Source organism: Aeromonas sobria (genome assembly GCF_006243315.1).
Classification (GTDB): Bacteria; Pseudomonadota; Gammaproteobacteria; order Enterobacterales; family Aeromonadaceae; genus Aeromonas; species Aeromonas sobria_A.
Window position 1 is genome coordinate 1 of sequence record NZ_NKWE01000071.1, and the last position, 11,305, is coordinate 11,305.

Annotated in this window: 13 protein-coding genes; 2 read left to right on the top strand and 11 right to left on the bottom strand. The window is 52.6% G+C overall.

What is annotated here, in order from left to right; translation table 11 throughout:
- Positions 1-28: 28 nt before the first annotated feature.
- The 11 genes from traC to CF137_RS20280 form a co-directional block, all read right to left on the bottom strand.
- Positions 29-2,614: a type IV secretion system protein TraC gene (gene traC, locus CF137_RS20230; protein WP_005320903.1), complete on the bottom strand. Its 2,586-nt coding sequence runs from the start codon at positions 2,612-2,614 to the stop codon at positions 29-31.
- A gap of 10 nt (positions 2,615-2,624) precedes the next feature.
- Complete coding sequence (gene traV, locus CF137_RS20235; protein ID WP_139721270.1) at positions 2,625-3,176, bottom strand: type IV conjugative transfer system lipoprotein TraV; 552 nt, start codon at positions 3,174-3,176, stop codon at positions 2,625-2,627.
- A gap of 11 nt (positions 3,177-3,187) precedes the next feature.
- Positions 3,188-4,516 (bottom strand): F-type conjugal transfer pilus assembly protein TraB, encoded by a 1,329-nt coding sequence (gene traB, locus CF137_RS20240; RefSeq protein ID WP_139721272.1) that lies wholly within the window; start codon positions 4,514-4,516, stop codon positions 3,188-3,190.
- Entirely contained in the window at positions 4,503-5,246 is a 744-nt protein-coding gene (gene traK, locus CF137_RS20245; RefSeq protein ID WP_101318664.1) for a type-F conjugative transfer system secretin TraK, read from the bottom strand. Before traK ends, traB begins: the two co-directional genes overlap by 14 nt.
- On the bottom strand, positions 5,233-5,799 hold the full coding sequence (gene traE, locus CF137_RS20250) for a type IV conjugative transfer system protein TraE (RefSeq protein WP_042468478.1): 567 nt from the start codon (positions 5,797-5,799) through the stop codon (positions 5,233-5,235). The genes traK and traE overlap by 14 nt, the downstream gene beginning before the upstream one ends.
- Positions 5,800-5,801: 2 nt before the next feature.
- Positions 5,802-6,110: a type IV conjugative transfer system protein TraL gene (gene traL, locus CF137_RS20255; RefSeq protein WP_042468477.1), complete on the bottom strand. Its 309-nt coding sequence runs from the start codon at positions 6,108-6,110 to the stop codon at positions 5,802-5,804.
- Positions 6,111-6,124: 14 nt separating this feature from the next.
- Positions 6,125-6,436, bottom strand: a complete 312-nt coding sequence (locus CF137_RS20260; protein WP_063975730.1) for a type IV conjugative transfer system pilin TraA — start codon at positions 6,434-6,436, stop codon at positions 6,125-6,127.
- A gap of 89 nt (positions 6,437-6,525) precedes the next feature.
- On the bottom strand, positions 6,526-6,738 hold the full coding sequence (locus CF137_RS20265) for an ANR family transcriptional regulator (RefSeq protein WP_157830682.1): 213 nt from the start codon (positions 6,736-6,738) through the stop codon (positions 6,526-6,528).
- A gap of 264 nt (positions 6,739-7,002) precedes the next feature.
- Positions 7,003-7,269, bottom strand: coding sequence for a hypothetical protein (locus tag CF137_RS20270; protein ID WP_101318662.1), 267 nt, complete (start codon positions 7,267-7,269; stop codon positions 7,003-7,005).
- 334 nt (positions 7,270-7,603) lie between these two features.
- On the bottom strand, positions 7,604-7,951 hold the full coding sequence (locus CF137_RS20275) for a hypothetical protein (protein WP_101318658.1): 348 nt from the start codon (positions 7,949-7,951) through the stop codon (positions 7,604-7,606).
- Positions 7,951-8,523, bottom strand: a complete 573-nt coding sequence (locus CF137_RS20280; protein ID WP_101318656.1) for a ParA family protein — start codon at positions 8,521-8,523, stop codon at positions 7,951-7,953. Before CF137_RS20280 ends, CF137_RS20275 begins: the two co-directional genes overlap by 1 nt.
- Before the next feature lie 666 nt (positions 8,524-9,189).
- Here CF137_RS20280 and CF137_RS20285 point away from each other — a divergent pair.
- Both CF137_RS20285 and CF137_RS20290 read left to right on the top strand, forming a co-directional pair.
- Positions 9,190-10,143 carry a plasmid replication protein repA gene (locus CF137_RS20285; protein ID WP_232790175.1) on the top strand — a complete coding sequence of 318 codons (954 nt, stop codon included), beginning with the start codon at positions 9,190-9,192 and terminating at the stop codon, positions 10,141-10,143.
- Positions 10,144-10,865: 722 nt separating this feature from the next.
- The gene (locus CF137_RS20290; protein ID WP_085044666.1) at positions 10,866-11,276 is read left to right on the top strand and encodes an H-NS family histone-like protein; all 411 of its coding nucleotides are present in this window, start codon (positions 10,866-10,868) and stop codon (positions 11,274-11,276) included.
- Positions 11,277-11,305 lie beyond the last annotated feature (29 nt).

The following is an 11,305-nucleotide window of genomic DNA, read 5'->3' on the forward strand; positions in this document are numbered from 1 at the left end:
GGGGAGTTGTCCGTGGGCGGCGGGGGGATTAATGGTGCCATGATGCAAGGGCCTCCATTTCGTCGGGAAAGCGCAGCAGTGCCAGCTCATAGACCGCGTCGTGAATGTCGACGCCTTCGGCTCGGCGCTGTTGCAGAAACTCGAAGTCCTTGCCGTTGGAGCTGAACATGGCGCGAGAGAGGGGGTCGACAAACAGCCGGTGGAACGAACTGGTGTCATTGATGCGCAGCATGAAGGAGCTGAACCACTGATCTTTGGCATCGCCAAAGCGGCTGATGGCCAGGCGCTCGAGCTCGCTGAACTGATTGGGGCGGTTCTGGTTGTAGATCTTGAACTCGCTAGCATCCTGCTTGAGGACGACCTTGAACGCCGAGTTGCCCCAGGCCGCCTTGGCGGCGCTGCTGGCATCATCGGCATCAAAGTCTTTGATGTTTTGCGAGATGGTGATGAACGAGCCGGTATGACGGCGCACGGTGCGATAACCGGTTTCGATGAACGACCCCACCTTGTCGTTTTTGAAGTTAAGGAGTTTCCAGCCCTCATCGATGCAGCACACCTTTTTCAGGCTGCGGTCGGAGCGATACATCTTGTCCTCGATATAGATGATGAGCGAGAACATCACGGCGACCAGCAAGGAGGGTTTGTCCTGCAGGCCACCGAGCTCGAGCACCACCATGTTGGCATCGTCCGTCAGCGAGGGGCTGTCTGAGTTGAAGAACTCCCCGTAAATACCGGTTGAGCAATATTTGCCGAGCAGCTCGATGATCTCGTCCATGCGCGAGGTGATGGAGGCCGAATTGGCATAGTGCTCATGGTCGCGTTCGGTTTTTAAAAACGCCACCACATCATCGATACGGGCTTTTTGTTGCTTGACGTTCCAGGCGTTGAGGATCCCGCGCAGCAACAGATCTTCATGCACTTCATCGAGCTTGCCGTTAGGGCTGGCCAGTACCGACAGCTGATCACGGATCCGCTCACCGGAGGCATGAATATTGGTGATGTTGGCAAAGGGGTTGAACTTGAGGTTCTGGCCGTCGAGATAGGTCCCGCCGACGTTTTCACAAAAGCTCTTGTAGCCATCCCCCATGTCAAATACCCAGACCGAGCCGCCCGAATCGAGCACACTGCGCAAGATGGGTTGCACCAGGCCGGTTTTACCGGCCCCGGAGGTCCCGCTGACCGCCATGTTGTAGTTGGTGTTGCCAAGGCCCGTGTCGAAAATATCGAGAAAGGCCAATTGGTTACGGTAGGAGGGGGCGAGCAGGCCACTTTGGCACAGCCGGTTATCGGCGACCAGCGGCAGCAGGTTGACCGCCTGAGTGCTTTCGGCGCGGGAGGTGGCCCCGGAGGCTTTCAGATCATCCCACAATCCCTCACCGGCACAGAACGGGAACATGGCCAGGTAGTTGCGCATCTGCATGAAAACCGGGCTGTAGAGGTGCAGGCCGTTTTTCTTGAAGGTGTTGATCACCTGTTGTTCACAGATGAGGGCCGCCTCTTCATCATCGGGACAAAATGCGGTCAGGTTGAAGAAATAGCGCACCAGACAGCTGCTATTGCTGTTGAGGTTTTCCCGCAGCGCCCCCCACTCCTGGGCCTGTTTACCCACGCCGGGAAAGAGCTTGCCATAAGGGGAGTTGGCCTTTTTATCGAGGTCGAAGAATTTGCGAGTGGCTTCGTTTTGGGTGGACACCTGCTCCTCGGCTTCCAGGGTCATGGTCAGCACAAAGGGGCTGGCCACGCAGAGATCGGGGCTGAGCAGGTTGCTGATGTTATCCCCCCCTTGCCAGAGCATGAACAGGTCCGGGTTTTGCTCCAGCATGAAATTCATGATCCGGGCACGGGATTTTTGGCCATCACCTGCATCCAGGGTTAGCAGCAGATAATCCGGTTTCACTTCGAGACTGGTGCTGCGGTCAAGGCACTGAAAATTGAGCTCATCGTACTGTTGGAGGTTTTTGGGCGTGGCGATGATCTGCTCGGGCCGGTGGTTGGCCATCTGGTTGATGATGTTCACGAATGCCGTCTGGTCTACCTGCGCGGTGGCGATCTTGGCGGATTCCAGGGATGCGCGAACAATTTTGAGCAGGTGGCTCAGCTCGGTAATAGCGGTCTTGTCGAGTTTTTTGGCTTTGGCGCAATAGGAGATATAGACCCGATAATCGCGCAAGGTCAGCGGCAAATTGGTGGGGCTGCCGAACCGGCCATGGGCAGCGCTGTGGTAAAAGGCCCGCGTGATGCGGTTAAAGCGCTCGGCATGTTTGCCTTGCCAACTGAATTGGGCAATGCCGTGATCAATCTGGTCACCAATAACCTTGGTCGACACCAGATGCACCGAGATAGGCACCTTGCGTGGCAGTTTGCTTTTGACCAGATCATCGAGCACCTGGACGATGTGCTCATTCGCCCCGATGAGGGGGGTGGCTTCGAGCATAAAGCCGACCGTGCTTTTGTTCACGTATAGCCCGCTATCGGCATCGTAAAAGCGATATGGCAACATACTGGATAGCTGGGGATAGTGCAGGTCGCCCAATATCTTATTGGCTTGCACCGCACCTACCGGTTTTTTGATGGCAGCCAAAAGGCGCTCAACGGTTGCAGTAATAACATCCATAACAGACTCCTTACTTTAACTGCTGCGGTAACTGCCAGGTGCCTGGCGTGACCACAAAGGAGACCCGTCCGGGCTGGTGAAACACGTCGGAGGCATCAATCCAGGGGGCGATCCAGACCGAAGCCGTGGCATCTATCAGCCGCAGGGGCGTGGCTTCGCCCAGATTGTCGCAACGCGGCGGCGCACAGACTTCATTGCTCAACACGGGCAACATAGTGCGCAGCGGTGAGGACGACGGCGCACCGGTGGTGAGCGGGCGCGGCGTCGGGCTGATGCGCGCTGACGGGGGCATCGTGGTCGCAGATTGGGCGGGCACGGTGGTCATGACGGGGGTTTCGAGCGGCGATACAGAGGGGGCTGGCAACTCAACCAGGGCGGGCAACCCGCCCGCAGCCTGCTTTCCCCTGGTGTCCCCTTCGGTCTTTTTGCGGGCCATCTCGTTCGCCTGATCCATGGTCATGCAACGGTCACTGGTGGTGGCATTGCATTCAAACTCGCTGGCGCTACCCGCACACCCGCCCAGCAGGGCGCAGAACACGGACAGGCATAAAAATCGTTTCATGTTGGTTATCCTCATTGATGGAGTGGGGGGTCAACGAGATCGCCCACTTTCATGTCTTTGAATGAACGGGCGACACTGGGATCGGCTAATACATCGTCCTGTTGTGGCACCGGCGCTTTATTGGCTTTTTTGAGTGCGGCCTCGGCGATGGTTTCGAGCTGGAACCCGTCCTGAAACACCATCGTGACTTCATTGCCCGCACCAATCGGGATGATGGGGTGGTACTGCTCGGCGCGTTTGATGTAGTAGTCAGAGAGGGTTTTGGCCGCCTGTCCCGCGCCGCCGCCAATGCCTGCTTTGGCTATGTCGCCGCCATTCATGGTCGCGGTAGCCCCGATCCCCACTTGCGGACTGGCTGATTTTTCGATGCCCTTACCCACGCCATCAATAAAGCCTGCCCCCCAGGCCCAGCCCAGGATCTGGCCGTTACGCATAATGACCTCGCCCTTGATGCCGTTTTTTCCCATGAACGAGACGTGACCGGCGATCTTCTGGTCGATCACGTCGTTGCTCTTTTTACAGCTGATCCCGCGTGTGCGGACGATGGCCCGCTCACTGGAGACATCCCCCCACGCTTCCAGGGTGACAAAACAGCCGGTCAGGTCGTATTCGTGATCGTTTGGCATTTGCACTTTGCCAGTCAGGCGTAGTTGCATTGGGGAGGTGTTCTGCTGCCCGGTGACGGCGGCGTTGGTATCTGCCCCCTCAATGACAACCGCCTTGGCAAATGACCCGGACGGAATGTAGGGGTACCTAGGGGCCTGGCTGGGCTGGTCATCGTCATAACTGAACGTGGTGGAATCGATGGCATTGACCGGCTGCACCGGGGCCATTGGTTGAATGGTCATTTGCCCTGGCTGGACGTTACCCATGCCGGGATAAAAGGCGGTTGGCGGCGGGATGTCGCCGTTGGCCATTTGCGCCGGATTTGCCGAGCTGGGGGCGGGTTCGCCAGTGGGGGCCTGTAGCGAGGGGCCGGAGGCGGTGGTGGCTTTGAGCTCCTTGTTTTCGGCTTCCAGTGAGGCCAGACGCTCCTGATCATTTTTGCGCTCACGGGACATCATGGCCATTTCTGTGCGCATGGTGGCCAGCTGCTGGCGCACTTCCTTGTTGATGAGCTGAAACTCGGTGACAGCCGACTGCTGTACCTTGTCATCAAATTGGGCATTGACGACCCCGGTCATGTCCGGGGCTGGTTCGCTTTGGGCCGCCTTAGCGGCGTTGCGCTGATCCATGGTGGACAGATACCACCCACCCGCACCGCCAGCGACGACGATCAGCGCGACGGATGAGGCGAGCATGATCTGTTTGCGCTTGGTTATCGCATTAATGTTGGCCATCGGTGTGCTCCTGTGTGCGGATCACATAGAGCCAGGTCGATGCCCCGGCGATCAGGCGCTGATATCTGGGGTGCACCATGATGGCGCGGGTACCCGGCGTCCAGAAATCCGGTTCGCGCAATACCACCGGCACAGAGAGCGGGTTGGTCAGGCGGTAGCGCACAATGTGCACTGCGTTGCCATCCCATGCGGAATCGGGCGTGGCTTGTAACCCGGCGCGAGTGAAGGGGGCTTCGTTGTCGATGCTGGCGGGGCCGTAACCTTCAGGCAGTGCGCCGCGCAGCAGTGCGCGATTGAGCGCAACCAGCATGGATTCGTAGGGCTGGGCGGTTTCCCACACCTTGGCGACCGGGCGGGGTGTCGGGGTGGTGGGAAACAGGCGGTAACTGCGCCCCTCGGTGGCCCGCGGGGTGGCATTGATAGAAAACACCTGGCCCAGCCGGGTTTCGACATAGAGGGTGAACGGCTTGTCGCTGGCGGTGGAGAACAGTGCCGCGCCTGCCTGGGTGTTTTTCTTGTCGGTCAACAGGCCCGCTGTGCTGCTGATGTTGGTCACGCGATCACCGGGCACCACGATTAGGTTGGGATTGACATTGCTGATCGGCAAATCCAGGTGTCCACCTGGCGAAAAGGTCAGGGTAACCGCAGTGGCGGCCATGGTGGTGGGAGCAACGGCGAGCACCAGGAGAGGGAGCCATCGCCATAGATGAAACGGCTTACGGTTTGTCATTTGTCACCTCCCAGAATTTAACGATGCTGGTTACCCCGTTTTCATAGGCGATCTGGATTGAATAGTCTTTTATTTCAGACTGGGGTTTGCCATTGCCAATCCAGGTTTTAAGCACCCCCCGGACATCAATGCGATTTTGGGCAGGGAATACATTGAGTTGGGTTTGATAAAAGGCCGAGTTCACTTCGTTGCGCTTTATTTGCTGGGCGTCCTTGGCAAGGACGAGTTTAAAATCCGGTTGCGCACTGTTTTTCACGTAGCCGAGCAAAAAATCATGCTGGGCATCGACGGTGGCGGGGGAGACATTCAGCCGCAGCGCCATAAACGAGAGCGCCATCATTTGCATGTGGGAGGCGCTACTATTGGCCTCGGATATCACGAACGGGGCGTTATATGCCATCGGTGTGACAATTTTCTCCCTGTGTGTGGAGAGATATCTATTCTGGACGACCAGAAAAATGGTCGATATCAGGCTAAGCGTCAGCAGTAGCAATAGTGCGACGATGACGATAGCGACCATCTTGTTGGTTGAGTCACGAGCTGATAATTCCATTGTTATCTAATCCATTGCCGAAAACTGGAGTCAGGGATGGTTTTGAATACCACGCGAAAAAGGGTGGTCGGGAAATACCAATAGAGCATGTTGTAGAGCCACATTGACCCTCGCCCTTTTTTTGCTGTGTTAATCGAAAACCAAATCAGCGCCGCCGCACAAATACCCAGCATTTGGCTGCCCGCATAAAGTCCCCATGCGAGTGGAATAAATGTGGGGATTGCCTCGTCATACGGTAATCCAAGGAAACGACGCTGTTCACTCAAGGTTTTCGGAAAGCGGTATTTATTAATACTGTCTTCCGATTGCATAGTGCCACCCGATATTATGCGGCCAACTGGAAGCCAACAGTGGTGAATACAACCACGATAATGACACCAAACAGCAGCAGCAGGTTTTTGGTTTTGATATAGGAGGCAACCCCGATAATTACTTCAGCCAAAATGATCCACTTGGCGACGGTCGAGTTGGCCCCAAAGGTATCGTTGACGGTACCTGATTGCCCAGCCAGCATGTCGACAGCATGAGCCTGACCGAAGGTAAACAGGGTAACCAGAACCGCGACCGCCATGAGTGCCATGACCCGCAACAGGTGTTTTGGGTTGAGTTGTGTCCGTTCTTGAACAGCTACATTCATACAAAAATTCTCCATGTGAATTGTTATGTTCGGTGCATTAATCGCACCGATACAAGACTCCTGATAACCAGAGTCTTGTATCTGGACGACTAATTTTTTGACTCATTGTTGTTGATAGAGAATCTTTTTCCTTCAGCAGCAACGCGACATGTATCCGCCCGCAATTCACACCAAGTACAGTCAGCCTGGGTAACCGCGAGCCCTTGGGCAATAAGCCATAGTTCACTGGCAGGCGTGAAATTTCTGAATCGTTCCAGATGGGCCGCTTGGCTTGCAATTTTTAGATATTTATCTTTACTCACAATATCACCCTATAATTTGGTGGGTAACAGCCATGATGGCACTGATTAATTCCAAGCTACGATGAAATAAAACAATGAAAAAGCCTAGGTGCATTAATGCACCTTGACTTTTTTACATGGTTAAGATAATGGAGGTTAAAAAGAACGGATTAACAAATTAATGATAAAAAAATAGATGCTACCAGTCACCTATAGCAGTGGATGGTTACAAAGCTTATAGGCTGTAATGTAGAAGAGCGATTCCTCTGGCCAACATAAAATTTGCTACCGAGCCAAAAAATCAAGAAGGGCAAAATAGATCCGATTCTGCACAACAACGCGAATTGTTGGTACAGAGCTTAGTGCCATCTGTTTTGCGACCTCTTTCAGCATTCTTTCGATAGGTCTTCTGGAAGATAGCCCCAAAATTTCAGCGACTTCTGCTTGTGTGGCTCCAGTGGCATAGAGAAGAACCACCACTGCCAGGTCTTCATCCAACTCTGGGAATAGCTTTCGAAAACGTTTAACTTGGGTAGGATTGAGAGTGTTCATTGAACGCCTCCTTTGTGTGTCAAAATGACATTATTTTGACGGATAGCAGCCTGAATCAATATCACTCTCTGCCGAGTGCTTAGCGCATTAGATGGGCAAGCAAAGGCTAGTAAGGCATTCACATGATACGGTGCTTCAAAAAGGCGCCCCCGAAGGGTATTATCTGACATAGCTCACTCCTTGGGATATCAAGGTTTGGGTTAGCTGGTTGCAGGAGGGTGCAAGCTCTTGCAGCCAGCGGCTTGAAGTAGGCAACGGGTCTTAATTGGGGAGAAATCCCCAATTGCTGTGTTGATGTGACGTTAGCTTTTTTTAATTTTTCGTTTGGTTAACATTAATTTGATTTAAATTTTCCATTTTCAATTTTCTCCGCAATATCACGTACCGCTAACTCGACAATATTTGTTATTCTTTTTCTTTCTGAGACCATAGTTTCTTTAGATAGATAAATAAGGACTTCCTTTGTAAACTCGTTAACTTTTATAGATGATACTGTTTTCTCTCGTTCCTTGCTATCCGGATCGTGCATTTGCCAAGGATATTCAAACATTATGTTTGCTGATTGCTCTTTTGTCTTAACTCCTTCTTCATTTATTAGTTTTCGGCCTTCTTTTGCAGCCTCTTCAGACTTTCTTCTCGTATCCTCAACCCAGCTTGCGACACCTATTTTTTTTGCCATCATCAAATTACCTTCTGATTCAATACTCTAGCTAAAACCCCTTCTATTTCTGCTCTTGATTCACCTATTCTAGTTGTTTTAGCGAAATCAGAATCAAAAATTGTTTTGCTTTGATTGTGTGCATTAATAAAAACAGCTCTATTTCTTACAACACTTGCTCCATCCTTACGCATTAAAAGGATAAAATCCCGCTCATCCTTTCTTCTCATATCTCCTCTGTTGCAAATTTCTATTACATCGCAACCGTCAAGAATGTGCCTAGCTTTTATATATGCAGCATAATCCAGTCTACATGGAACGACGGGGCATACCACAACATGGCTATCTGGTTTTTCACGATAGCCAGCGGGATAGTCGATAAGTACTAAGTCTGCATTTGGTTTTTCAGAAGGTAATGATTTGACAATAGTGAAGGGAAAATCACCTTGGCCAAACACTGACATATCGTCGTCTTGGACATCCCTGCTCACCACAAGAGTTATGAGCCCTAACTTGGAGGCGGCAGCTGCTAAATTGATGGTCATTGTAGTTTTTCCTTGGCCCCCCTTAGGGTTCCAAATGGATGCTATTTTCACGTCTTCACCTTCCGAAGTTGGGCATGTTGTGGATATTCTATCGTTAACATTATCGTGTCCAAGACTTCTAGTCAACAATGGTTTGGACTAGTCTAAACTAGTCTAGATTAGACTGGCTGTGTGCTTTGATTTTGCTTTTTTTGGATCCTTAAAGTGTTATTTTGTTTTGTTTTGTGTGACTTGGATCACAAAAAACTTGGTCTGACGCCGATCATTACCGTTGATCCAAAACTTGTTATGGTCAAAGATAGCAGGGTGAAATTGATAGGCTCAAAGGATGGGCGCAGCTAGTTGACCGTGGTGCTTTTGAGCCCACTTAATTTGAAATGGCGGTTTCCAGAAATGAAGAAGGCCAGCCCTGGCAGGCTGGCCTTCTGAAAGAATTTCCCTCGATAAAGGGTAAACTCCTCAATCACAAGACAGAGTTTACTCTAGGGACTGATCTGGTTCAACCCGCCCATTATGGCGGAGATAAGCGTGTATTCGGACCATAAGTGTTACGCGAAGAACGAACTGCAGCGGGCAACGTGTATTTACCCAGTTCCTAAGCTTGGGTAAAGGGTGTTGCATTTAGATTTACAGGCATTCTATCCAAGTGGGGCGCATTCCTCTCAAGAGGACATATGCAGAGCTGCTGACACTAACTCGCCAAAAGAGACCCCATTCATGTGGGGGCGCAGTCATTATGCTCATCCTGGTAAATGGCTTGGCACCGGCAACCGCTGTGGCCATCGTCCTGATGCACCTGCCTGGCACCACTTCAATGAGCCAGAGACCAGGAAACCCTTGCCGCACTTTATCCAAACCTTGATCGACAAGGTGCGTGACTATTATGCCAAGCCCTCGCTCTTACCCACGCTGGCCAATCTGAGCGGCAAGATCAACAAGCTATCGGGCAAACCCCGCCAAAACAGATCAGAAGCTCGCGAAGCTGAAAGCCTGGTCATGCAGGCGATCCTCTCGCGCACCGATTTTGCCAGCCTGCGGGTCGGTACTCCGCTGCCTGACGGGCGCTTTATCCATCGTACCATGGTCGAGATCGCCACCATCGCGGGCATGGTAGAGGACGCGATTGATAAAGAGACCAAACAATTGGTCAACAGACCAACACAGCGCTTCTGGCGGGCTATACGGCGCTTAAAGATTGGTGGGGCGATTGACATACACAAACAGTACGAAACGCTGGAGGATGGCACGATAAGGGCAAGGCCGGGGATTAAAACGGTCAATATGCACTTTCTCGTGGCGCTGGGGCGGATCAGCTATGAGAAGCTCAAGGCGTTCCGTACCCATTGCTCCAAGGCGCTGAAACTGGACTCTGACAGCCATAAGCAGCAGTTCCCTGACAGGCACGACCCCGAGATAGCCAATCGCCGGTTGCGTGAGCAGCAGCGTGAAAAGGGCATCAAAACCAATCCCCCATCCTCTACTGACAAATCGCCGGTGATACACGACCGCGACACGCGCAAAGAGCTGCAGCGGCAATACAGCCAGGCACAGCTCGAGTTTGCGACCAATCTCTATGGCCAATACCCAGGGCGACCAGAAACCTGGTACAGCGAACAGCTCAGGCGAGCGTTCCCCAGCCTGGACGACTGGATAGCCAGGAACAACCGCTAACCCCACCGACTAACCAGCCACGCTGGTGCCCACCCCTGCCTGCCGCAGGCCTTTCCCCCCCGTCCGCCCTGCTGACAGCCCGATTTTCCACACCTGTTGTGAGTAACAGGCCATTACCTGCCCAAAACGCCCCCTGTCACTGTGGATGGTTTATGAATATGAAAATTTAAGTGATTTGATACAAAAATTAGGTCATGAGATTTTTTTTTAACTGTTCACTGTTAATATGCTTTAAGAAAATGGTTAGAGACTCTGTAATACCATCCCTCTCTACGTTCAGGATGTATAAAATGCCTGGCTATGCAGGGCGCAAGCGCCCGCCGCCAGATAAAAATTACCCATAAAATGCTTGACCTTGCAGGCCAGCAAAAAACGCTGGCCGCCGGTCAGAATATAACCCCTCTTCGTGGGGACACGTCCCCACACCCCTCCCCCAACACACCAGCTTGCCACTGTCATGCCCCATAAAGGGGCCGATCAACCTCAGTGGAACGTCAGGCTACACGGGCCTTAAAGACGGTTTTGCAGGGAGGGGGCAGGCTGGCACCTTCAATATCAGTGTAATACCTCACATATCGCGCACAGGCGAACTACAAGGCTTTAAGAATAGCTAGATAAGCTCTATGATGGAGCTCGTTTATATTGCCTCACAGAAGCGCTATTAATAGCGCTCTCGATGTTTTTTTCGTATTCATCCATGACCATAACCAGGAGTGTTGCCGGTGAATGACTTTCTGAAAGTGTTATTGAATATCCGCAGCCTTCGTGCAGCTGTCCGTGATCTGCCGTTCGAGCAGTTGCAGGAAATTAAAGAGAAGTTTGATACCGTCGTCCAGGAGCAGCTAAAAGCTGCCGAAACAGATCAAGCGGCCAAGCTGGAGCATCAGAAGAAACTTGCTGAGTTCAGAGAACTGTTGGCAATAGAAGGGCTCTCGCCGGAAGATCTGCTCAGTGGCCGGGGGCTGACCGCCGGGGCCGATGCGGGGGCGAAAGCAAAGCGTGCGCCACGTCCGGCCAAGTACCGTTACCTGGTAGAGGGTGAAGCGCGTACCTGGACCGGTCAGGGCCGCATGCCTGCCCAGATCGCTGCTGCTATCGCAAGTGGCGAGTCGCTCGACGCATTTCTGATCTGATCCCCCAGGTCAGCTGCTGGGAGAACGTG